Origin of the sequence: Paracoccus sp. (in: a-proteobacteria), assembly GCF_039808215.1 — a bacterium.
In the GTDB taxonomy this organism is placed as follows: domain Bacteria; phylum Pseudomonadota; class Alphaproteobacteria; order Rhodobacterales; family Rhodobacteraceae; genus Paracoccus.
In genome coordinates this window covers 1-21,634 of record NZ_JBDHSP010000052.1, presented here as the reverse complement: position 1 = coordinate 21,634, position 21,634 = coordinate 1, and the positions used below count along the sequence as shown (strand labels likewise).

The following is a 21,634-nucleotide window of genomic DNA, read 5'->3' as shown; positions in this document are numbered from 1 at the left end:
GCGCCCGCCCGCGCGGCTTGCGCTACGCCGGGGGCTCCGCGCGCGGCCTCCTACACCATCACCCGGGACACGGCCCGTGGCTTGATCCCGCACGACGATCTTGCGGCGGCAAGCCCTGACATCCGGCGCGCTGTATGAGGTCAATGTCATCGCGCCATTCCAGCTGATCGCCCTGAACGAGAGGTATTTGCGCGGATCCGCGCAAGGGAATGGCCGCGCTTGCGTGGTCAATATCAGCTCGCACGCCGGTGTGCGGCCCAAGGGCGGATCGATTCCCTATACGGCGACGAAGGCGGCTCTCAATCATGTCACCCGCCTCCTCGCCCGCTCGCTTGGACCCGAAATCAGGGTGAACGCGGTCGCGCCCGGTCATGTCGATACGCCCCTCACCGCCGACTGGACCGAGGCGCAGACATTGTGGCAAGCGCAGGCTCCGATGAAAAAGGTCGCAGGTCCCGAAAACATTGTCCAGGCGGTGATGTTGCTGCTGACGGCGGATTACATCACGGGAGAGGTTCTTCTGTCAGATGGCGGCTTGAACCTGACCTGACGCGGATTCACCTGCAGGGTGGCGCGCCCGAGGCCAGGGCCCGCACCGCCCGGGTGGCCATCAAGGCCGGCATCGCGGAAAGCCGGGGCCGCGCGTTCATGTCGCGACGCGCCAAGGCGCATTTTCGGGCGAAAGCCGGCCGCGGTCGCCTAGCGCCAGCGCGCGGCGCGCCAGCCGGCGGCCAGGGCCTCGGCCTCGTCGCAGAACCAGCGCTCGCCCCGGCTTTCATCGACCCGCGTCCGCGCATAGGCGGGGGACCAGGGCGTGTGATAGATGCGCTCGCCTTTGCTGGAGATATTGCCCTTGATCGGGCAGGTGCGGCTGTCGCGCTCGGCCACGGCCTGCGCCCAGTGTTCCTTGCGGTAGTCCCAGGCCGGCATGGTCTCGGCCTGCCAGATGCCGGCCTGCCGGGCCCGGGCCGCGGCCTCGGTTGCGGCATAATCGGCTGAATAGCGGGTGAAGGCCCAGGCAAGGCCCTGCGCCACCAGATCCTCGCCCAGGTCCCGGCCCGCGGCATGGCATCTGGCGACGATCCGCCCATAGGCGTCGCGCTCCACCGGGGTGCATTCCAGCGCCTTGCCACCGGCCATGGCGGCAAGCTGCGCGGTCGCGGCCTCGCCGCAATCCCAGGTGCCGCCGCCGACCCTGTCGCAGCGCTGGCCCTGTTCGGGGGCGTCGATGCCGTGGATGCGGATGGTGACCGCGCCGATGCGCAAGGTGTCGCCGTCGACCACCGCCGCCCGCCCGGAAATCAGCGCCGCATCGGCGGGCGCGGCCGGCAGCGGCGCCGGCAGCAGCAGGCAGGCTGCGAAAACGGTGAACAGGACAGGACGCAACATGGATCTCCTCCGATGCCGGCAAGGATCCGGCATTCCGCCGGCCGGTGCAACTTAACTCTTTGTTCAGGTTAATGCCCGCGGACCCGGTTCAGCGCGCGGCGCCAAGGTCGCTGCCGATCGCGTCCAGCAGTCGCTCGCGGTCGATATCGGCCGAGAACATCACCCGACGCGACCTCTCGCGGTCCTCCTGCCCCTCGGCACCCTTGATCGTGCGGTTCGAGGAATAGCCGACGGCGGTCAGGTGCTGGCGCGCCCAGGCCTGCGCGGCGCTGTCCTCGACCCCCCCAAGGCACATGGTCAGCGCATTCTGCGCCCGGCGCTGCGACAGGTCGAGGTTGTAAAGATAAGCCGCATCCGGGCTGGAGCCGGGCGGGCCCTCGCTCGAGGCATGGCCCTCGATCTTCAGCTCGGAAATGTCGACGCCCGAGGCGCGCATGGTCTGCAGCCAGACCGGGCAGAACTGGCGCAGAAAGGCCGGGTTCTTGATGCGGTCGTCGTTGATCTCGAACAGCACCGATTGCGGCAGGCTGATGGTGCCATCCGCGGCCAGAGAGCCGCCGGCGCCGCGGATCTGCGCGCCCAGCGCCGCCTCCAGCGCCGCATGCAGCGCGCCCTCGGCGGCGGCGGCGGCGGCGATGCGCCCGGCGATGGTCTCGGCCGGGTCGCCGGGGCTCGCCTGCTGCTGGCGGATGCGGTTCATCACCTCGACCAGGGCGGATTTGTCGCCGACCTCGACCACGTCCGAAAGGGTAAGCAGCGCGTCGGGCGGCAGTTCCGCCGCGCCCTTCATCAGCCGGCGCAGCTCGGCATCCGACATGAAGCGCGACATTTCCCTGGCGCTGTCGCGGGCGGTGGCGTCCAGCGCCGGCATGCCCGCCTCTTTCATCGCCAGCAGCACCTGGAAACTGCCGTCGGACAGCGCGGCGAGGATGTCGCGTTTCTCGGCCTCGCTCAGATCGGCGAGGGTCTTGCTGGCCACCAGCGTGTTGCGCTCGGTCTCGACCTGCCACCAGCTGAACAGCAAAAGCAGGCAGAAGGCCAGAAGGATGAAGGCCTCGGCCACGGTCAGGCCCATGATGGCGCCGCGCTTGTAGCCGCGATCGGTTCCGTCGCTCATCCGTCGCCCCCCGATCACTCGCCGGCCGGCCTGGCTTCGTCCAGTTCGGCCCGGGTGCGGCGCGCACGCTCGTCCGGGGACTGCCGCGCCGGCGGCGTGGTCAGCGTCACGTCCAGCGCAGCGGTGGCAAAGCTCAGGCGCCGGGCCGCATCCTCATACTGGCTGGTCGCCTGCGCCAGCGCCTGCGCCATGCGGTCGGATTGCTGCGACATCTGCGCACTGGCCCCGGCCAGCGACTGCGAGACCCGCCCGATCTCGTCCGAGACGGTCATCCGGAAGCTGGTGACCGCGCCCTTTTCGGCCTCCAGCGCGCCAAAGGCGGTGCTGGCGGCATCCAGAATGGCAATCGAGGCGTCCTGGATCGCCGCCGTCACCTGATGCATCGCCGCCCCGGCCTGGTCGCGGATCGCCGTCATGGCGGCGGCGGTCTGTTCACGCGTGGCAGACTGGATGGCCTCCTGCAGCAATTCGGCCCCCCGGCGCATCTGCGCCCGGGATTCGGTCAGCAGCGCGTCACTATGGGCGCGCATCGCGGTCTCGCGCTCATGCGCCAGTTGCAGAGCCTCGATGTTGAAGGATTTGAACTGGCGCAGGCCACGCGCCATTTCCTCGCGCAACTCGCGCGCGGCCATGTCCAGCTCCAGCCGGGTCTGCTGCTCGCGCACCACGACATCGACGCGGAACTGCATCATCAGCACCCGCAAAAACACCCCCATGATGGTCGAGGAGAGCGCCACGCCAAAGCCCGAGATCACCTCGGGGATCAGCTCGGCCCGGCGCTCGGCCCCGGCATCGACGACGAAATACAGCGTGACCGACAGGCTGGTGAGGGTGAAGAGGAAACCAAGGTAATAGCAATTGTCGCCGATCGCCTCGGGCTCCAGCCGCAGATGCGTGCTGGAATAGGTCGCGACCGCATAGACGACCAGCACCATCGCAGCATAAAGCGCCGCGACGATCGGATGCGCGCCCATGAGCTTCAGCGCGATGCCGCCGCCGGCGCCGGCCAGAAAGGCCGCCAGCAGCAAAAAGCGGTCGCGCATGTCGCGCGGGGCGATGTCATGGGTCTTGCGGATCAAGCCCGGGCGGCGCATCACAGATCCCCCAGCGTGGTGACTTTCGGGGCCGAGGCCCCCTGATGGTCCAGATAGCGGATCCAGAAATCCTCAAGCGTGGCCACGTTGCCCTTCCATTCGCCGGGGCGCGGGATCAGGAACAGCTCGACCCCGGCATCTTCGAGGCTGCGCGACAGCCGCCCGGCGGCGGGCGAGGCGCGGAAGCTTTTCCAGTCCTCGCCGCGATAAAAGCTCATCGCCGCGCTGTGCTGCAGCAGGTCCGAGACGATGATCACCCGTTTCGGCCCCGCGAATGCGATGAAACCGGGCGTCTCGCTGATCAGGGCCTGCAGCCCCTCCATGATCGGCGACTGCTTGGCGCCGCTGGCCGCGATCATCTGCTCGAACATCGCGTTCAGCGGTTGCAGAAAGCGGCCCTCATAGCGTTCGCCCACCAGCCGCAGGTTCTGGTTCAGCGCCGAGACATCCCTGCCGGAATGCGGCTTGCAGAGCGCCACCTGCGCCCCCAGCCGCGCCGGATCGTCCGAGACCATGCCCAGCGAAAACGCCGTCCCGACCTCGGCTTCGTCGATGCGCTGGCCGACCAGTTCGCGCAGCTTGGCGACCTGCACCGGGGCCAGCCCGTCGGTGACATCGACAAGGATCGCGGTCATGGCGCGCGGCCCGGCGGCCGGACACAGCGTCTCGGGGTCCATGGCCATCGCCTTGGCGGTCTGGCTTTGATAGACGAACAGCCCGGCGATCAGCGCCACCGCGGCGACCGCGCCAAGGACCAGCGGCAGTTTCAGCCCGGTTCCGGCCGAGCGGCGCGCGACCGGGCGGCGCGCGGCTTTGCGATTGCGCGCCATTTCAGGCCGCCTTGTCCAGGGCGACCGGGCCGGGCTTCACGCCGCCGGCCTCCACCTCGTCGGTGACATGGAACACCTGCCGAGCGGTTTCGAATTCGGTGAAAATGGCGGCGATGGCCGCGTCCACCGTGGCCTTGACCCTGGCGGCCTCGGCCTCGGCCATGCTGCGGCGCGACAGGTCAACCGCATCGGGGGTGAATTCGGGAAAACGAAAGGGCTGGGCAAAGCCTTTCGGCGCAGGCTCCTTGCGCGCGGCGATATTGGCGTCGCGATAGATCGCCAGCAGATGCGCCACCTTCAGGTCGCATTGCGCGGTGAAGGCCTGCAGATGCGCGCCAAGGCTGCTTTGGCCGAACAGCGCGTCCACCGCCTCGGAGATGGCGTCGCGGACCTGGTCATTGGCGTCCTGCAGCGCGTCGATAGCCTCGTCGCGCCTGGTCTGCAGGTCGCGCAGCGCCTCGTCCAGCTCGCCCTCATAGCGCAACCGGGCCTGATCGAGGCTGCGCTCGACCGGGCCGTAACCGGGGTAGGGGTCGTCGGTGTGCCAGCCCTTGCGGAAGGCCAGGGTCGAGATCAGCAGCCCGAGCCCGGCCAGCAGCCAGGATTCGACGGTATTCAGGCCAAGGGGGTTGGTCAGCAGCGCCGGCACCGCGCCCTCGGCGGCCAGCTGCCAGTCCTGCCCGGCCTCGAGCCCGTCGCGGAAATGCGCCACCGTCAGGTTGATCGCCGTGGCAAAGCCCATCCACAGCGGGACCGCCGCCAGCCCGACCAGCTTCATCAGCGGATTGCGCAGCCGGACATAGCGCGCCAGATACCCCAGCAGCAGCGAGAAGCCGACGTTGACCAGGGACACGATCACCGCCACCAGCAGCCCGCCCAGCAGGCCGAATTCATTGCCCTTGGAAAACAGGTAGCTGTTCAGCCCGGCCTCGAGCACGATCAGGATCAGCGCCAGCGCGATGACATTGCCCCAACCGCTGAACGGCTCGGCGGGGCGCTCCAGCCGGTGGATCTCGCGAAAGCGGTTGCGCCAGCGATAGGTCTCATTCAGCCGCTCGCGCGCGGCAACGATGCGCGAGCGCCAGACCTGCACCAGTGCGCCGAAATCATTGCGGGCGGAACCGGCGGCGATGTCGACATCTTTTGACGCCTGCCCCGAACGCGCCAGCCTTTCGTTATAGACGCGGCGGTTGTTCTCGTAGTTCTCCAGGCCCTTGCGGCGCAGTTCCTCGATGCGGGCGATGATGCCGGTCTCGACATGGTCCGGGACGGTGGCGGCGGCGCCGGGCTGGTTCTGCGCACCGCGCTCGCGTCCGGCGGCCTCCAGTTTCAGTTCGCGGGCGATGGCCTCGGCGTCGATGTCGGGAAACACCGCCAGCGTGGGCACGAAGGCATCCTGACGGAACAGGTTTTTCAGGCGGGAAATCAACACGGGCCTCAAAATCGTTGCGCAATGGAAATGCGGCGGCGGGGCGCCGGGACCGTCTCAGCACATGGGGGCGGGTTTTGGAACCTGTATGATTCGACAGTTCCGGCGACGCATGGTCGCGCCATCCGTCGCGATGTCATTAAATCATCCGAAATGCGGCGTTGACGACAAATAAATCATACTTTATCCAATCCCCCTGAAGGTTGGAGGACTTTCGCAGGGAGAGAGAATCATGAAGTGCAAGCTTGTGGCGGCCAGCTCGGTCGCCTGTCTGATGATGTCCGGCGCGGTCCTGGCGGCCGATCTGACCGTCGGCTTCTCGCAGATCGGCTCGGAATCGGGCTGGCGCGCGGCGGAAACCACGGTCACCCAACAGCAGGCCAAGGACCGCGGCATCGAGCTGAAATTCGCCGATGCCCAGCAAAAGCAGGAAAACCAGATCAAGGCGGTGCGCGGCTTCATCGCACAGGGGGTCGATGCGATCCTGATCGCGCCGGTGGTGGCGACGGGCTGGGACGATGTCCTGACCGAGGCCAGGGATGCCGAGATCCCGGTGGTGCTGCTGGACCGCCAGATCGACGCGCCCGAGGATCTGTATCTGACCGCGGTGACCTCGGATCAGGTCTATGAGGGCAAGGTCGCCGGCGACTGGCTGGTCAAGGAGGTCGGCGAGCAGCCCTGCAAGGTGGTCGAACTGCAGGGCACCACCGGCTCATCCCCGGCGATCAACCGCAAGAAGGGCTTCGAGGAGGCCATCGCGGGTCATGCCAATATCACCATTACCCGCAGCCAGACCGGGGATTTCACCCGGACCAAGGGCAAGGAAGTGATGGAAAGTTTCATCAAGGCCGAGAATGGCGGCAAGGACATCTGCGCCGTCTATGCCCATAACGACGACATGGCCGTGGGCGCCATCCAGGCGATCAAGGAGGCGGGGCTGAAGCCCGGCACCGACATCAAGGTGGTCTCGATCGACGCGGTGCCCGACATCTTTCTGGCCATGGCGGCGGGCGAGGCCAATGCCACGGTCGAACTGACCCCGAACATGGCCGGCCCGGCCTTCGACGTGCTGGAAAAATACAAGGCCGACGGCACGCTGCCGGCGAAATGGATCCAGACCGAATCGAAGCTGTTCACCCAGGCCGACGACCCCAAGGCCGTCTACGAATCGAAGAAGGACCTCGGCTACTGAGACCAGGGGCGGGGCGCCCTCCGCGCCCCGCCCGACCTGCCTTGCGGGATGCGGACATGACCGATGCGCTGCTGACGGCGCGGGGAATCGACAAGGCGTTTTTCGGCGTGAAGGTGCTGGACGGCGTCGATCTGACCCTGCATGCCGGCGAGATTCACGCCCTTCTGGGCGAAAACGGGGCCGGGAAATCCACCCTGGTCAAGATCCTGACCGGCGCCTATCACCGCGATGCCGGCGAGATGACGCTGGCCGGTGCCGCGGTCGCGCCGCGCTCGGTCGCCGAGGCGCAGGATCTGGGCATCGGCACCGTCTATCAGGAGGTGAACCTTCTGGACAACCTGACCGTGGCCGAGAACCTCTATCTGACCCGGCAGCCGCGCCGCTGGGGGCTGGTCGACCGCCGCCGCATGCGCGCCGATGCCGCCCGGCTGCTGGCGCGCCATGGCATCGACGCCGACCCTGACGAGACGCTTGCCCGCTATCCCGTCGCCATCCGCCAGATCATCGCCATCGCCCGCGCCGTCGATCTGTCGGGCAAGGTGCTGTTTCTGGACGAACCCACCGCCAGCCTGGACGCGCGCGAGGTGCAGGCGCTGTTCGAGGTGCTGCGCCAGCTACGCGCGCAGGGGCTGGCCATCGTCATCATCACGCATTTCCTGGATCAGGTCTATCAGATCGCCGACCGGGTGACGGTCTTGCGCAATGGCCGCATGGTCGGCAGCCGCGCCATCGCCGATCTGCCGCGCCGCGAGCTGGTGGCGCTGATGCTGGGGCGCGAACTGGCCGAGGCCAGCGGCCAGCGCGACCCCGGTGCGATCCGCAGCGACAGCCCCGCCGCCTTCCGTTTCAGCGGCTATGGCAAGCGCGGCTCGGTCGCGCCCTTCGATCTGGCGATCCGCCCCGGCGAGGTGGTGGGCATCGCCGGGCTGCTGGGCTCGGGCCGGACCGAGACCGCGCGGCTACTGTTCGGCATCGACCGCGCCGACAGCGGCACCGCCGAGGTCGACGGCCGCCCCGTCACCCTGCATGCGCCGCAGGACGCCATCGCGCTTGGCTTCGGCATGTGCCCCGAGGAACGCAAGACCGACGGCATCATCGGCGATCTGTCGGTGCGTCAGAATGTCATCCTGGCGCTGCAGGCCCGCCGCGGCTGGTCGCGCCCGATCCCGCGCCGCGAGGCCGAGGCCCTGACCGAGCGCTATATCAAGGCCCTGGACATCCGCCCCCCCGACCCCGAGCGCCCGATCAAGTTCCTCTCCGGCGGCAACCAGCAAAAGGCGATCCTCGCGCGCTGGCTGGCCACCGAGCCGCGGCTGCTGATCCTTGACGAGCCGACGCGCGGCATCGACATCGGCGCCCATGCCGAGATCATCGCCCTGATCGGCAAGCTGCGCGAGGGCGGCATGGCGCTGGTGGTGATCTCCTCGGAGATCGAGGAGCTGGTGGCCTTTTCCTCGCGCGTGGTGGTGCTTTCCGACCGCCACCATGTGCGCGAACTGGGCCGCGAGCAGATCACCGCCGCCGCCATCGTCGAGGCCATGGCCATGCCCGGAGGTGCCCCATGACGAAGCTTCGCCAATTGCGCCCGCAGCTTCTGGCGCTGGCGGTGGTGCTGGTGCTGGTCGGGCTGATCTCGCCGGGGTTCTTTTCCCTGTCGGTGCAGAACGGGCGGCTTTACGGCAGCCTGATCGACGTGGGCGTGCGCGTGGCGCCGGTGGCGCTGCTGGCGATCGGCATGACGCTGGTGATCGCGACACAAGGGATCGACCTCTCGGTGGGCGCGGTCATGGCGATCACCGGCGCCGTGGCCGCCACCCTGGTCGCCGAGGGCCATGCCCTGCCGGTGGTGCTGGCGGTAGCGCTGGCGCTGGGCCTGGCCTGCGGGCTGTGGAACGGCGTGCTGGTGGCGTTTCTCGACATCCAGCCGATCATCGCCACGCTGATCCTGATGGTCGCCGGGCGCGGCATCGCGCAGCTGGTCACCGGCGGGGTGATCCTGACCTTCAACGACCCGGCCTTCGCCTTCATCGGCTCGGGCGCGGTCATGGGCATTCCCATGCCGCTGCTGATCTGGCTGACGGTCGGGCTGGCGGTCGGGCTTTTGGTCCGGCGCACGGCGCTGGGGCTGCTGGTCGAGGCCGTGGGCATCAACCGCCGCGCCGCGATGCTGGTGGGCGTGCGCGCGCGCTTCCTGATCCTGGCCGCCTATGCGACCTCTGGCCTTTGCGCGGCGATGGCCGGGATGATCGTCACCGCCGACATCCACGGCGCCGATGCGAACAATGCCGGGCTGTGGCTGGAACTGGACGCGATCCTGGCGGTGGTGATCGGCGGCACCTCGCTGGCCGGCGGGCGCTTTTCGATCACTGCCTCGCTGATCGGGGCGCTGATCATCCAGGCGCTGAACACCGGCATCCTGATCTCGGGCTGGCCGCCCGAATTCAATCTGATCGTCAAGGCGGTGGTGATCGTCGCCATCCTGACCCTGCAATCGCCCGCCGTCGCCGATGAACTGGGCCATCTGCGCGGCCTTCTGGGCCGGCGCCGGAGCAAGCCGCAATGATCCGCGCCCGCAACCTGCCCTTTGCCGCCACGGTGCTGATCTTTCTGCTGGCCTACGGCCTTTGCGCGCTGCAGTTTCCCAACATGCTGTCCTTCCGGGTGCTGGGGAACCTCCTGACCGACAACGCTTTCCTGGGGATTGCCGCGGTCGGCATGACCTTCGTCATCCTGTCGGGGGGGATCGACCTGTCGGTGGGGGCGGTCATCGCCTTCACCTCGGTCCTGGTCGCGGTGCTGGTCCGGGCCGGGCTGCACCCGGCGCTGGCCTTCGCCTTCGCGCTGGCGGTCTCGACCGGGTTCGGGGCGCTGATGGGGCTGACCATCCACGCGCTGAAGATGCCGGCCTTCGTGGTCACCCTGGCAGGGATGTTCCTGGCGCGCGGCGCGGCCTTCCTGCTGTCGACCGATTCCGTGCCGATCAGCCATGATTTCCTGAAACTGCTCAAGGGCCTGTTCATCCGCCTGCCGGACAAGGGCAAGCTCAGCTTTCTGGCCATGCTGATGCTGGCGGCCTTTGTCGTCGGCGTCGTCCTCGCGCATCGCACCCGCTTTGGCGCCAATGTCTATGCCATCGGCGGATCGGAACAATCAGCCGGGCTGATGGGTGTGCCGCTGCGCCGCACCATGATCCGGCTCTATGCCTTTTCCGGCTTCATGGCGGGGTTGGCGGGGCTGGCCTATACGCTTTACACTTCGGCCGGCTATTCGCTGGCCACCGTCGGGCTTGAGCTGGATGCCATCGCCGCCGTGGTCGTGGGGGGCACATTGCTGACCGGGGGGGCCGGGCTGGTGCTGGGCACGCTCTTCGGGGTGCTGATCCAGGGGCTGATCCAGACCTATATCGTCTTTGACGGCACGCTGTCGTCCTGGTGGACCAAGATCGTCATCGGCCTGCTGCTGTTCGCCTTCATCGTGCTGCAACGCCTGATCCTGCTGCTCTCGGAACGCCGCGCCGCCATGCGATCCGCGGCAGGAGGCTGATCTTGGGCATCCTGCGCCAGCGCATGTTCGGCAGCAAGCCGCGCTCGAACCACGCCCGCGTCGTCGACGGGCTGGGCCGCGCCATCGTCGGCGGCGAATTTGCGCAAGGCGCGATCCTGCCCGGCGATCCGCAATTGCAGGAACGTTTCGCCGTCTCGCGCAGCGTCCTGCGCGAGGCGATGAAGACCCTGGCCGCCAAGGGGCTGGTGCAGGCGAAATCGCGCGTCGGCACCAGCGTCAACCCGGCCGAGCAGTGGAATTTCGTCGATTCCGACGTGATCTCCTGGAAGATGCAATCCGGCATGGACCCGGATTTCGTCACCCATCTGAGCGAGATGCGCCAGGCCTTCGAGCCCGCCGCCGCCCGCCTTGCGGCGCAAAACGCCTCGGCCGGGGAAATCGCCCGCCTGTTTGCCATCGCCGCCCGCATCGACAACCCCGGCCACAGCCGCGAAAGCTTTGCGCAAGAGGATCTGAACTTTCACCTCGCGGTGGCGGCGATGTCGGGCAACCCCCTCATGCGCTCGGTCACCACCCTGATCGAGGCGGCGCTGGCGGTCTCGTTCCAGATCTCCTCGCCGGCGCTCAGCCCGGCGGGGATCGCCCATAGCGCCGCCCAGCACCTGCGCATCGCCTCGGCCATCGCCGCCCGCGACCCCGAGGCCGCCGCCGAGGCCATGCGCGTGGTCATCCAGGAGGGCGTGGAGCGCGCCAGCCTCGCCTTTGCCGCGCAGGGCACCGCCGCCCCGACCTGATCCGCCCGCTGCGATGCGCATTCACGGCCTTGTCACCCCCCTGATCGACATGTTGACGATGGCGAAATTCGCCGCAGACTGCCGGAAGGTTCCGGGGGCATCTGCGCCCGCGCAGGCATAAGGACAAAGTTCGGAAAGCATGACATCCTCTCCTCTTTACCGGCCCGACATCGACGGGCTGCGGGCTGTCGCCGTCGGGCTTGTGGTCCTGTTCCATGCCGGCGTGCCCGGGCTTGCCGGCGGCTTCATCGGCGTCGATGTGTTTTTCGTGATCTCGGGCTATCTGATCACCTCGATCCTGCTGCGCGAAGGCCGGGACGGCAGCCATTCCCTGGCCCGCTTCTATGAGCGGCGGATAAGGCGCATCTTTCCGGCGCTGGCCGTGGTGCTGCTGGCGACCACGGCGGCGGGGATCCATGTGCTGACCCCGCCGCAACTGGCCGATTACGGCCGCTCCATGCTGGCCACCATGCTGTTCGTGTCGAACTTCTATCTGGGCATGACATCGAACTATTTCGCGCCGGATGCGGAAACCCAGCCGCTGCTGCACACCTGGTCGCTGGCGGTCGAGGAACAGTTCTACATCTTCTTTCCGATCTTCATCATCACCCTGCTGCGGCGCTGGCCGGGCCGGGTCGGGCCGGTGGTCTGGGCGGTGGCGGCGCTCAGCTTTGCGGCCTGCGTGGTGCTGACCGGGATACGGCCGACCATGGCCTTCTATCTGGCGCCCACGCGGGCGTGGGAACTGCTGGCGGGCAGCCTGCTGGCCATCCATGCCCCGCGCGCGCTGCCCCAAGGCCGGGCCTGGATCGCGCAGGCGCTGGGGATCGCCGGGCTGGCGCTGGTCGTGGGCGCGGGTTTCGCCTTCAGCACCGCGACGCCCTTTCCGGGCTGGCAGGCGGGGCTGCCGGTGGCGGGTTCGGTGGCGCTGATCCTGGCGGGCAGCCTCGGTGGCGGCGTGGCGACGCGGCTGCTGGCCAGCGCGCCGATGCGCGGCCTCGGGCTGATCTCCTATTCGCTGTATCTCTGGCACTGGCCGGTGATCGTGCTGCTGCGGCTGTGGACCATCGACCCGCCGACTCCCTTGCAGATGAGCCTGGCGGTCATCGGCTCGGTGCTGCTGTCGATCCTGTCCTGGCGCTTTGTCGAGCAGCCCGCCCGCCATGCCGGGCGCCGGCGGGGGTGGCTGCGCCATCCGGTGCTGTGGGCGGGCGCGGCCTGCATCCTTGCGGTCAGCGCCCTGTCGGGGGTGCTGGTGCAAAGCCGGGGCCTGCCGGGGCGGTTCTCCGAGGCAGAGCGGCTGCTGCTGGTCGAGGAGGTCAAGGACGGCAGCACCCCCTGCGAGGGCAACGGCGACTGGCGCGAGATCGCGCGCTGCCACATCGGCGCGCCCGGCGCCCCGGAGAGTTTCCTCGTCTGGGGCGATTCGCACGGGCTGGCGCTTTTGCCGGGCTTCGACGCGGCCATGGCCTCGCTGGGCCGGGGCGGGCAATATGTCGGCATCCCGGGCTGCGTCACCCTGCTGGGGCTGAGCCGGGCCAATGATCCCTTCCCCGGCCTGTGTTTTCCGCTGGGCGACCATGTGCTGTCCATTCTCGACAGCAATCCGGGCATCCGCACGGTCTATCTGGTCAGCCGCTGGTCGGTCTATGCGCAAGGGGTGCGCTTTCAGCATGCGCCCACCGCCCGGCAAAGCCTGGTCATCGACGCGCAAAGCCCGGCGCCCAGCCTTGAGGAGAACCCGCGCGCCTTTCGCCGCGCCCTGGCGCGCACCCTGGCCGAATTCAGCCGTCGCGGCCTGAAGGTGGTGGTGGTGAACCAGGTGCCGGACGTGGGCTATCACGTCTCGATCGCCATGGTGATGACGGCGCGCACCCATCGCGACCTGGACCTGCGCACCCGGCGCGAGGAATACGAGGATTTCCAGCGCTCGACCGCGGCGATCTTCGCCCCCCATGCCGCGCGGGGCGAGATCGAGCTGCTGCCGCTCGAGGATCTGCTTTGCGACGCCAGCCTGTGTCGGGTCACCACCCGCGACGGCCTGCCGGCCTATTGGGACGACAACCACCTGTCGCGACGCGGCTCGCTGGAACTGGCACCGGGACTGGCGGCGCTGCTGCGCTGAACGTGCCTGTCGGAATGGGCAGGTGACGCTGCTGCCCCGCCGCGCTCTCTTGACAAAGTGGGGGCGCGGCAAGCTCAGATGGCGGGGATGCAATTGCGGACCGGATGACCATGACAGACACGCCCAAGCCCCACAGCACGATGATCAGCGTGGTGGTGCCGGTCTACAGCGGCAGCGATTATCTCGAGGCGCTGGTCGCGGCGCTCGACGGGCTGCGCCGCGACTGGCTGGCGCAGGGGGCGCCCTTTGCCCTGGCCGAGGCGATCCTGGTCGACGATGCCGCCATCGACGATTCCGGCGCCAAGATCGACCGCCTGGCGCGCGAACATCCCTGGATCGTGCCGCTGCACCTGTCGCGCAATTTCGGCCAGCACCCGGCCACCATCGTCGGCATCCTGCACAGTTCCGGCGACTGGGTGGTGACCATGGACGAGGACCTGCAGCACCGCCCCGAAGTCATCCCGCGCCTGCTGCGCGAGGCGGTGGGTCAACATGCCGACATCGTCTATGCCCGGCCGGCCTCGGCCGTGCATGAGGCGGCGATGCGCGACTGGACCTCGCGCAGCTTCAAGCGCGTCATGCAATGGCTGACCGACAATCCGAACCTGTCCAGCTTCAACAGTTTCCGGCTGATCCGCGGGCCGCTGGCCCGGGCCGCGGCCAGCGTCTGTTCGCATGACACCTATCTGGACATCACGCTGGGCTGGTTCACCCAAAGCATCCGCGCGCTGAACGTCGAGATGAAGGACGAGCGCTATATCCGCACCGGCCGCAGCGGCTATGGGTTGAAATCGCTGCTTTCGCATGGCTGGCGGATGATCTTTTCCAGCCAGATCAAACTGCTGCGGATCGGCGCCGTGCTGGGGCTGGGGGCGATGCTGTTTTCGGTTCTGGCGGGGATCTATTTCCTCACCGTGCGGCTGTTCTTTCCCATGGACATCCAGGTGCAGGGCTGGACCTCGCTGTTTCTGGCCATCATGTTCTTTGGCGGCCTCTCGACCTTCATGCTGGGGATCGCGCTGCAATACCTGTCCTCGATGGTGCTGCGCGCGCATGGCAAGCCCACCTTCTTCACCATCGACCGCTCGGGCGACGCGGCGGCGGCGCGCTGGCTGGATGCGCGCCCGGACCCGCATCCATGAAGATCCTGCGGGCCGCCGACGCCGAGGGGCCGGTGATCCTGCTGTTCGGCCTCGGGCTGATCGGCGGGGCGGTGGACCGTGCCCTGCGCCTGCGCTTTCAGGCCGTGGCGCAGCAGACCATGGCCTATGACTGGCACGACCCGGCGCGGCGGCGCGACCAGCGCGCGGCGATCCGCGCCGCGCTGCCCGATGCCGGCCGCATCGCCCTGGTCTGGGCCGGCGGCAGCAGCGGCTTTGCCTCATCCCTGCCCGAGATGCGCCAGGAGACCGCGCTTCTGGCCGAGCTGCTGCACATGGCGCAGGCGCTGCGCCGCGACCGGCGCGTGGATGTCCACATGCTCAGCTCGGCCGGCGGGCTGTTCGAGGGCCAGACCCATTGCGGCCGGGACAGCCGGCCGGCGCCGCTGCGCCCCTACGGCCAGGGCAAGCTCATGCAGGAAGAGCTGCTGCGCCGCGCCGTCGGGCTGGACCGGCGCCATGTCTATCGGCCCAGCTCGGTCTATGGCATCACGCGATCGAAACGCGTGGGCCTGGTCGCGGCGCTGATCGCCAATGCCCTGCAGGGGCGCATGACGCGCATCTTCGGCAATCCCAACACGTTGCGCGACTATGTGCTGGCCGACGACATCGGCCAATTCATGGCGCGGCGCATCATGGACCCCGATCCCGGCCCCGATACCGGGCCGCTGCTGCTGGCCAGCGGCCGCCCGGCCTCGGTCTTCGAGGTGATCGAACGCATCCACGAGCGGCTGGACCGGCCGCTCATGCTGCAGTTCGACCCGCATCCCTCGAACAGCCAGGACATGAGCTTTCTGCCCTCGGCCCTGCCGACGGACTGGCGGGCCACCGCCCTGGGCAGCGGCATTGCCCGCATCGTGACCATCCTGCGCAGCGGTTCAGCCTGAAGGAGCCCGCCATGCCCGACCCAATTTCCGCCGCGACGACCCCGGATCCGGCACCCTGGCGGCGCGGCCTGTTCCTGCTGTGGCTGATCTCGGCGCCGGTGCTGGGCCTGCTGCATCTCAAGACCGAGCCCTCGCCGGACCAGGCGCAGTTCGATTACATGGCCTGGATGGCGACCCAGGGCCAGACCTTCTATGCCGGCAGTTTCGACATGAACTGGCCCGGCGCCATGCTGCTGCACGAAGCGGCGATCCGGCTGTTCGGCCCGGTGCCCTGGGCCTGGCACATGGCCGATTTCCTGCTGATGCAGCTGGCCGCGATCGCGGCGGCGCTGTTTCTGTCGCGGGCCGGGTTCCGCCTGGCGCCCTGGGTCGCGCTGGCGCTTTATCCGCCGATCTATGTCACCGCCGGCGGCTGGATGGCCGGGCAGCGCGACATTGTCGCCATGGGCTTTCTGGTCATCGCCTGCTGCGCCATGCTGGCCCCCCCGGGGCGCGAGCGCGCCGCCCTGCTTCTGGCCGGCGCCCTGGTCGCGGTCGCGGTGCTGATCCGGCCGACCTATCTTTCGGTGCTGGCCGGGCTTCTCATCCTCGAGGCCCTGCCGCGCGGCTGGACCGGGCAGCCCCGGCGCCACCGGCTGGCGGTGCGCGCCGCGGCGCTGGTCGCGGGCTTTGGCCTGGTGATCGCCGCGGTGCTGGCCTGGGCGCTGGCGGCGGGCAATCTGGACGACTGGTATCAGCAGTCGGTGCAGTTCACCTCGCAGGTCTATTACGACAACCCGCCCATGGACCTGGCGCAGACGCTGGTGGTGCTGTTCACGCGCTGGTGGCACTGGCTCAGCCTGTGCGGCCTGATCGGGCTGGGGCTGTGGCTGCTGCGCGACCGCGCCATCCGCTATCCGCTGCAGCTGCTCCTGGGTCTCGGCGCGGCGATCCTGCTGTCCTTCTACGTCCAGAACAAGGGTTTCGGCTATCACGTCGCGGGCTTTCTGCCGCTGCTGGTCATGCTGACGGCGGTGGCGCTCGACCAGCTCGAGGCGCGCTGGCGCCAGGTCCGCGGCCCGCGGCGGCGCCGGGCCTTCGGCATGGCGCTGGCGGCGCTGGCCGGGCTGGTGGTTCTGGGCAGCGCCGCCAAGCTGGCGCGCGACCTGCCGCGGCTGGCCGACGTGCCGGCGCATGGCCTGGCCCCGATTGCGGGCGGCTATGACATCCCCGCCGCGGAACAGGCCCGCATGGTCGAGATCATCCGCGCCGAGACCGGCCCCGAGGACCGCATGGTGCAATACGGCCCGGCCTATTATGTGCCCTATCTGGCGCAGCGCCTGCCGGCGCATCGCTTCATCACCCCGGCGATCGAGCTGATGTCGCCCGAATTCACGCTTTACGGCCCCTGGATGGCCGAGATCGAACAGGGGCTGCGGCAGGCGCAGCCGAAATTCGTGCTGATCACCGGCCGGCCCTTCAGCCAGGGCGCCGGCGGCCTGGAGCCTGAGGGCGATAACACGCCGGTGCTGGCGGCGCTGCTGGCCTATATGGGCGGGGATTATCGCGTGCGCATGCAGGGCGACTATGGCACGCTGTTCGAACGGAGCGCCAGATGAACCTCGCCTGGCCGCATCTTCGCCAGGTGCTCAGCTTCGTGCTGGTCGGCGCCTCCTCGACCGGGCTTTACTTCCTGCTGCTCTGGGCGCTCAGCGGGCGCATCGACAGCGTGCTGCTGCTGACCGCCTGCTGCTACGCCATCAGCATGATCTACAATTACGTGCTGCAAAGCTGGCTGACCTTCCGGGCCGGACCGCCGACCCGGCGCAGCCTGTCGCGCTTTGGCGCCATGCACCTGGGGGCGATGGCGCTGAACTCGCTTCTGATGGCCGGGCTGGTCGAGGGGCTGGGCACGGCGCTGTTTGCCAGCCAGATCGTGGTCACCGGCCTGATCTCGGCGCTGATCTTCGTGGTCTCGAAACACTGGGTCTATCGCGGCTGAGCCCGCCTTCAGGATCCGGGCTCGGGCGCCCCGGCCATGTCCTCGATGACCCATTGATAGACCGAGGTGTCGTTGTTGATCGAGCCGGTCCGCGCCGTGCCCAGGTCGAGGATGTCCACGACCACGAAGGCCCACATGAAGATCATCAGCGAGGACAGCACCCGCAGCCCCTGGCCGCGCATGCCGATCTGATAGCCAAGCCCGGCGACCGAAAGGCAGGTCATGGTCAGCAGCAGCCAGAAGATCTGCGGCGCCAGCCGGGCCGAGAAGGCGAATCGCGTCGTGGTGGCCGCGCCGAAGGCCGAATCGAGCTGCTCCAGCAGCGGCCTGGTCAGCTGGCTGGGCCGGTCGCGGGTGGCCGCCGCCGCCAGATCCCGCATCTGCCCCTGCAGCCTGACGCTTTGCCGATCGATTTCGGCAAGCCGTTCGGCATCGGGCGGGGCGGCGACGAACTGGCGCCGGACATCGGTATATTCCGCCATCAGGCGGTCGATGCCCTCGCCCTCGGCACCGCCCACCACCTGCGCCTGCGACCAGGCCGCAGAGATGGCATTGGCCTCGTCCAGCGTGGCCTGGCGGCGTTCCTGAAAGCGGGTGGCCGAGGAGGACAGCGTCAGCGCCAGCACGAAGGCCAGCAGGCCCAGCATGCTGCCCACCACCACGCCCACGCCCTCGCGCGCGGCCTCCCGGCCGGCATTGCGCCGGCCCAGCCAGAGGCCGATCTCGCGCGCGACGACCATCAGCAGGAAAAGCACCAGCAGGAAAAGCGCCGGACTATAGCTGGCCAGGCGTGCGAAATGATCCATGGACTCGCTGTTCTCCCAAGTTGGTTCTGCTATTGCCCGTCACCGCCTGTGGACGGTCAGGACGTGCTATCATCCGGCTGTGGCTTGCGCCAGACTCCGCCGCAACAGGGCGGCGCCGGCCAGCAACAGGGCGCTGGCGGGCAGCGCGGCAGGCACCGGGGCGGCGCGGCCGATGACCAGCACCAGCGCTGCGGCTGCAGGCAGCAGCCAGCGCGCCGCGCCCGCCAGGCACAGCCGGTCGCGGATCAGCCACAGCACCGCCAGATAGACCGCCACCGGCAGCGTCACAGCCACGATTCCGCTGCGCGCCGGGACATGGGCGGCATGGCTTGCCACCGCCCGCATCACCGTCAGCCCCGCGCCGGTCGCCGCCCCGGCGGCGAACAGCGCGAGATGGCCGTAACCCCAGAGCAGCGCGTGATGCAGCCCTTCGCCGGTCAGATGCGCACCCTCGGCGAAATAGATGCCCCAAAGCGCGAATGCGATGACCGCCGAGAGCAGGGCCAGCCAGATCAGCCCCGCATCCGGCAGGGCGGCGCCGGCGGGCAGGCGGATCATGGCGCTGATCGCCAGGAACACCTCGGCCAGCACGATGACGTTGAGCCCGCCATAGCGCTCGATCATGTGCTGGCGGTGCCATGGCGTGGCGCCCCGGCGCTCGGCCCGGACGGGGACCGCCAGCTCTCCGGCGACGCCCAGCAGGAACAGCGGCAGATAGGCGGGGGATTGCGGCGCCACCAGAACCACGACGGCGATCCACCAGATCTGCATGGCCCCGATGCCCGCGGCATAGGCATGCGCCGTCGCCCGGCGGCCCGGATCGCCGCGCGCCGCGCCCAGCCAGAAGGCCACCATGCCGGCGCGCATGATCACAAAGCCCAGCAGCGCCAGCCAGATGCGTTCGCCGGCAAAGACCGCGCCGATGCCGGCGGCCAGCATCAGCGCGCCGAACATGACCACCATGGTCATCATGCGAAAACCCGAGGAACTGTCGTCATAGGCCGAGGCGAACCAGCTGTAGTTCATCCAGGCCCACCAGATCATGAAAAAGCTGCACAAAAACCCGATCACCCCGGGCAGGATCCGGCCGCTCTCGACCGCCCCGGCCAGGCCATGCGCGGCGGCGGCAATGGCGATGACCGTCGCCAGATCGAAGATCAGCTCAAGCGGGCTGGCGCCGCGATGCCCTTCATGCGGATCGCGGGCAGCAAAACGGAAATCTGCGGCGGTGGGCATCGGGGGCTCCTGCTTGCGGGCGGCAAAGGGACGCGACCGCCTCAGGGCACGCGCGCGCGCATGACCGCGCGCAGCGCCGCGATAAAGGCGTCGGCATGGTTCGAGCGCGGCCGGTCGGCATTGACCACCGCATAGGTGCGAAACGAGGTCGGCTCGGCGATGGGGCGCACGGCGACGCCCCGCGGCAGCGCCCCCTGCACCGAGAATTCGTCGATCACCGCCACGCCCAGCCCCTGGCCGACCAGGGTCAGCACGGTATGGCTGAAGCGCGCCACGATCGCCAGCCGATAGGGCAGATCCGCCTCGTGGAACGGATCGGCGATGATCTTGCCATAGGGGTCCCTGGGCTCGATGCCGATCAGGCGCTCGGCGGCCAGTTCGGCCAGCGTCACCTCGGGCCGCGCCGCCAGCGGGTGTTCGGCGGGCACGACCGCGACCAGCCGCCCCGGCGCCAGGGGATGGGACATCAGCCCGGGATGGTCGATCTTGTAGCTCATCGCCACCACCTCGCCGCGCTGCAGCAGCAGATAGTCCACCGCCTCCTCGATCTTGAGGATGTCGATCGCCATGCGCATGTCGGGATATTCCGTCTGCAGGCGGCGGATGGCACTGGGCACGACATGGCTGGCCAGCGACGGCACCGAGGCAAGGGCAAAGACCGTGCTGGCGCCGCGCTTCATCGCGTCGATGGACATCTGCAGCTTTTCCACCCGGTCATAGACGCTGTTGATCTGGTCGAAGATGGTGCGCGCCTCGTCGGTAGGGGTGAAATGGCCGTGCATGCGGCTGAACAGCCGCATGCCCAGCTGCCCCTCGGTATGTTTCATCAGCCGCGAGATGCCCGGTGCCGAGACGCCCAGCAGTTCCGCGGCGCCCTTGACCGTGCCGGCTATGGTGATGGCGCGGATCACCTCGATCTGGCGCAGCGTCAGCATCAGCCCTCCCCCGGCCGGCAAAAGGGGTCGCAAGGCGAAGGCCCGCCCCCGGCGCAGCGCCCGCGCCATGGCCTGCGCGGCAAGATACGACAGATCCCGAGGCCGCGATAGGGGCGCGCGACCGGCGCCGCCACGCAGTTCACGGCAGTCAAACCGGGCCGGATTAACATCATGTCATCCACAAGGCCGCCGCATTGCCCGGGTTTCGGCCCCGCCATCGTGGACGCAGCGCCGCCGAAATGCGATTGTCGGCACAGGATTTCCATATTCCCGCAGGAGGTTGACCATGCGCCCCTTCGCCCCGTCATTGCGACTTGGCCTGATCGGCGGCAATATCACCGCCACCCGCTCCCCGGCGCTGCACATGGTCTGCGGCCTGGCGACCGGCTATAACGTCACCTATGATCTGGTCATCCCGGCCGAGCGCGGCTGCGATTTCGAGACCGCCTTCGAGACCTGCCGCAAGGCCGGTTTCACCGGCGTGAACGTGACCTATCCGTTCAAGGAACTGTCGGTGCAGCTGGCACAGCCGGCCTCGGCGGTGGTGGCGGCGATGGGGGCGGCCAATACCGTCAAGTTCACCCCCGAGGGGCCGCGCGCCCACAATACCGATTTCAGCGGCTTCAAGGCCGGCTATCGCGCGGTGCTGCCGGATCTGGCGCCGGGCCGGGTGCTGATGATCGGCGCCGGCGGCGTCGGCCGTGCCATCGCCTTTGCCCTGGCCGACCTGGGCGCGCAGGAGATCACCCTGTGCGACACCGACCCGTCCAAGGCCGAGGCGCTGGCCGAGGCGGTCCATGCCCATTCAGGCCTGCGCATCAGCGTCGCCGGCGCCGCTCCGCGGCGCGATCTGCACGGTTTCGACGGGGTGGTGAACTGCACGCCGCTGGGCATGGTCGGCCGCGAGGGCTCGCCCCTGCCCGAGGATGTCGCGGGTCAGGTCGGCTGGGCCTTCGATGCCGTCTATACCCCGGCGCATACGATCTTTCGCGGCCAGATGACGCGGCTCGGGGCGCGCTTTCTCAGCGGCTATGAGCTGTATTTCCACCAGGGCATCGACGCGTTCGAGATCTTTTCGGGCGAGGCGGTGCGTGATCAGGACTGGGTGCGGGCGACGTTGGCGCATCGGGCGGGCGAGGAGTAGCGCCTCGGCGG

Annotated in this window: 20 protein-coding genes; 12 read left to right on the top strand and 8 right to left on the bottom strand. The window is 68.6% G+C overall.

Annotated elements, in window-relative coordinates; genetic code table 11:
- Positions 1-100 precede the first annotated feature (100 nt).
- On the top strand, positions 101-550 hold the full coding sequence (locus tag WMK75_RS14260) for an SDR family oxidoreductase (protein WP_347268303.1): 450 nt from the start codon (positions 101-103) through the stop codon (positions 548-550).
- A gap of 149 nt (positions 551-699) precedes the next feature.
- Here WMK75_RS14260 and WMK75_RS14255 read toward each other — a convergent pair whose 3' ends face one another.
- From WMK75_RS14255 to WMK75_RS14235, 5 genes are all read right to left on the bottom strand, one after another.
- Complete coding sequence (locus tag WMK75_RS14255) at positions 700-1,389, bottom strand: thermonuclease family protein (protein WP_347268302.1); 690 nt, start codon at positions 1,387-1,389, stop codon at positions 700-702.
- An 88-nt stretch (positions 1,390-1,477) separates the two neighbouring features.
- Positions 1,478-2,506, bottom strand: a complete 1,029-nt coding sequence (locus tag WMK75_RS14250; protein ID WP_347268301.1) for a hypothetical protein — start codon at positions 2,504-2,506, stop codon at positions 1,478-1,480.
- Positions 2,507-2,520: 14 nt separating this feature from the next.
- On the bottom strand, positions 2,521-3,600 hold the full coding sequence (locus WMK75_RS14245) for a hypothetical protein (RefSeq protein ID WP_347268300.1): 1,080 nt from the start codon (positions 3,598-3,600) through the stop codon (positions 2,521-2,523).
- The gene (locus tag WMK75_RS14240; RefSeq protein ID WP_347268299.1) at positions 3,600-4,430 is read right to left on the bottom strand and encodes a hypothetical protein; all 831 of its coding nucleotides are present in this window, start codon (positions 4,428-4,430) and stop codon (positions 3,600-3,602) included. The genes WMK75_RS14245 and WMK75_RS14240 overlap by 1 nt, the downstream gene beginning before the upstream one ends.
- Before the next feature lies 1 nt (position 4,431).
- Positions 4,432-5,862, bottom strand: a complete 1,431-nt coding sequence (locus tag WMK75_RS14235; protein WP_347268298.1) for a hypothetical protein — start codon at positions 5,860-5,862, stop codon at positions 4,432-4,434.
- Positions 5,863-6,091: 229 nt separating this feature from the next.
- Here WMK75_RS14235 and ytfQ point away from each other — a divergent pair, with 229 nt between their 5' ends.
- The 10 genes from ytfQ to WMK75_RS14185 all read left to right on the top strand — a co-directional run bounded on the left by ytfQ (position 6,092) and on the right by WMK75_RS14185 (position 17,502).
- Positions 6,092-7,051: a galactofuranose ABC transporter, galactofuranose-binding protein YtfQ gene (ytfQ, locus tag WMK75_RS14230; protein WP_347268297.1), complete on the top strand. Its 960-nt coding sequence runs from the start codon at positions 6,092-6,094 to the stop codon at positions 7,049-7,051.
- A gap of 56 nt (positions 7,052-7,107) precedes the next feature.
- Entirely contained in the window at positions 7,108-8,616 is a 1,509-nt protein-coding gene (locus WMK75_RS14225; RefSeq protein ID WP_347268296.1) for a sugar ABC transporter ATP-binding protein, read from the top strand.
- Positions 8,613-9,614 carry an ABC transporter permease gene (locus WMK75_RS14220; protein WP_347268295.1) on the top strand — a complete coding sequence of 334 codons (1,002 nt, stop codon included), beginning with the start codon at positions 8,613-8,615 and terminating at the stop codon, positions 9,612-9,614. The genes WMK75_RS14225 and WMK75_RS14220 overlap by 4 nt, the downstream gene beginning before the upstream one ends.
- On the top strand, positions 9,611-10,594 hold the full coding sequence (gene yjfF, locus WMK75_RS14215; RefSeq protein WP_347268294.1) for a galactofuranose ABC transporter, permease protein YjfF: 984 nt from the start codon (positions 9,611-9,613) through the stop codon (positions 10,592-10,594). Before WMK75_RS14220 ends, yjfF begins: the two co-directional genes overlap by 4 nt.
- A gap of 2 nt (positions 10,595-10,596) precedes the next feature.
- Positions 10,597-11,349, top strand: a complete 753-nt coding sequence (locus tag WMK75_RS14210; RefSeq protein WP_347268293.1) for a FadR/GntR family transcriptional regulator — start codon at positions 10,597-10,599, stop codon at positions 11,347-11,349.
- A 139-nt stretch (positions 11,350-11,488) separates the two neighbouring features.
- Positions 11,489-13,474, top strand: coding sequence for an acyltransferase family protein (locus WMK75_RS14205; RefSeq protein WP_347268292.1), 1,986 nt, complete (start codon positions 11,489-11,491; stop codon positions 13,472-13,474).
- A 110-nt stretch (positions 13,475-13,584) separates the two neighbouring features.
- Complete coding sequence (locus tag WMK75_RS14200) at positions 13,585-14,616, top strand: glycosyltransferase (protein WP_347268291.1); 1,032 nt, start codon at positions 13,585-13,587, stop codon at positions 14,614-14,616.
- Positions 14,613-15,521 (top strand): NAD-dependent epimerase/dehydratase family protein, encoded by a 909-nt coding sequence (locus WMK75_RS14195; protein WP_347268290.1) that lies wholly within the window; start codon positions 14,613-14,615, stop codon positions 15,519-15,521. The genes WMK75_RS14200 and WMK75_RS14195 overlap by 4 nt, the downstream gene beginning before the upstream one ends.
- Before the next feature lie 11 nt (positions 15,522-15,532).
- On the top strand, positions 15,533-17,119 hold the full coding sequence (locus WMK75_RS14190; protein WP_347268289.1) for a hypothetical protein: 1,587 nt from the start codon (positions 15,533-15,535) through the stop codon (positions 17,117-17,119).
- Positions 17,116-17,502 (top strand): GtrA family protein, encoded by a 387-nt coding sequence (locus WMK75_RS14185; protein WP_347268288.1) that lies wholly within the window; start codon positions 17,116-17,118, stop codon positions 17,500-17,502. The genes WMK75_RS14190 and WMK75_RS14185 overlap by 4 nt, the downstream gene beginning before the upstream one ends.
- Positions 17,503-17,510: 8 nt before the next feature.
- On the opposite strand, the gene WMK75_RS14180 is transcribed toward WMK75_RS14185, so the two are convergent.
- The 3 genes from WMK75_RS14180 to WMK75_RS14170 all read right to left on the bottom strand — a co-directional run bounded on the left by WMK75_RS14180 (position 17,511) and on the right by WMK75_RS14170 (position 20,479).
- The gene (locus WMK75_RS14180) at positions 17,511-18,308 is read right to left on the bottom strand and encodes a hypothetical protein (RefSeq protein WP_347268287.1); all 798 of its coding nucleotides are present in this window, start codon (positions 18,306-18,308) and stop codon (positions 17,511-17,513) included.
- A gap of 69 nt (positions 18,309-18,377) precedes the next feature.
- Positions 18,378-19,544 carry a low temperature requirement protein A gene (locus tag WMK75_RS14175; RefSeq protein WP_347268286.1) on the bottom strand — a complete coding sequence of 389 codons (1,167 nt, stop codon included), beginning with the start codon at positions 19,542-19,544 and terminating at the stop codon, positions 18,378-18,380.
- 41 nt (positions 19,545-19,585) lie between these two features.
- Positions 19,586-20,479 carry a LysR family transcriptional regulator gene (locus WMK75_RS14170; protein WP_347268285.1) on the bottom strand — a complete coding sequence of 298 codons (894 nt, stop codon included), beginning with the start codon at positions 20,477-20,479 and terminating at the stop codon, positions 19,586-19,588.
- Between the two features lie 286 nt (positions 20,480-20,765).
- Between WMK75_RS14170 and WMK75_RS14165 the strand changes: the two genes are divergently transcribed.
- Positions 20,766-21,623 carry a ThiF family adenylyltransferase gene (locus WMK75_RS14165; RefSeq protein WP_347268284.1) on the top strand — a complete coding sequence of 286 codons (858 nt, stop codon included), beginning with the start codon at positions 20,766-20,768 and terminating at the stop codon, positions 21,621-21,623.
- Positions 21,624-21,634: the final 11 nt, after the last annotated feature.

Excerpts from the sequence above, each read along its gene's own strand:
- WMK75_RS14255 (WP_347268302.1), bottom strand. The coding sequence starts at position 1,389 with ATGTTGCGTCCTGTCCTGTTCACCGTTTTCGCAGCCTGCCTGCTGCTG.
- WMK75_RS14250 (WP_347268301.1), bottom strand. The coding sequence starts at position 2,506 with ATGAGCGACGGAACCGATCGCGGCTACAAGCGCGGCGCCATCATGGGC.
- WMK75_RS14245 (WP_347268300.1), bottom strand. The coding sequence starts at position 3,600 with ATGCGCCGCCCGGGCTTGATCCGCAAGACCCATGACATCGCCCCGCGC.
- WMK75_RS14240 (WP_347268299.1), bottom strand. The coding sequence starts at position 4,430 with ATGGCGCGCAATCGCAAAGCCGCGCGCCGCCCGGTCGCGCGCCGCTCG.
- ytfQ (WP_347268297.1), top strand. The coding sequence starts at position 6,092 with ATGAAGTGCAAGCTTGTGGCGGCCAGCTCGGTCGCCTGTCTGATGATG.
- WMK75_RS14225 (WP_347268296.1), top strand. The coding sequence starts at position 7,108 with ATGACCGATGCGCTGCTGACGGCGCGGGGAATCGACAAGGCGTTTTTC.
- WMK75_RS14220 (WP_347268295.1), top strand. The coding sequence starts at position 8,613 with ATGACGAAGCTTCGCCAATTGCGCCCGCAGCTTCTGGCGCTGGCGGTG.
- yjfF (WP_347268294.1), top strand. The coding sequence starts at position 9,611 with ATGATCCGCGCCCGCAACCTGCCCTTTGCCGCCACGGTGCTGATCTTT.
- WMK75_RS14205 (WP_347268292.1), top strand. The coding sequence starts at position 11,489 with ATGACATCCTCTCCTCTTTACCGGCCCGACATCGACGGGCTGCGGGCT.
- WMK75_RS14200 (WP_347268291.1), top strand. The coding sequence starts at position 13,585 with ATGACAGACACGCCCAAGCCCCACAGCACGATGATCAGCGTGGTGGTG.
- WMK75_RS14195 (WP_347268290.1), top strand. The coding sequence starts at position 14,613 with ATGAAGATCCTGCGGGCCGCCGACGCCGAGGGGCCGGTGATCCTGCTG.
- WMK75_RS14190 (WP_347268289.1), top strand. The coding sequence starts at position 15,533 with ATGCCCGACCCAATTTCCGCCGCGACGACCCCGGATCCGGCACCCTGG.
- WMK75_RS14185 (WP_347268288.1), top strand. The coding sequence starts at position 17,116 with ATGAACCTCGCCTGGCCGCATCTTCGCCAGGTGCTCAGCTTCGTGCTG.
- WMK75_RS14180 (WP_347268287.1), bottom strand. The coding sequence starts at position 18,308 with ATGGATCATTTCGCACGCCTGGCCAGCTATAGTCCGGCGCTTTTCCTG.
- WMK75_RS14175 (WP_347268286.1), bottom strand. The coding sequence starts at position 19,544 with ATGCCCACCGCCGCAGATTTCCGTTTTGCTGCCCGCGATCCGCATGAA.
- WMK75_RS14170 (WP_347268285.1), bottom strand. The coding sequence starts at position 20,479 with ATGCTGACGCTGCGCCAGATCGAGGTGATCCGCGCCATCACCATAGCC.
- WMK75_RS14165 (WP_347268284.1), top strand. The coding sequence starts at position 20,766 with ATGCGCCCCTTCGCCCCGTCATTGCGACTTGGCCTGATCGGCGGCAAT.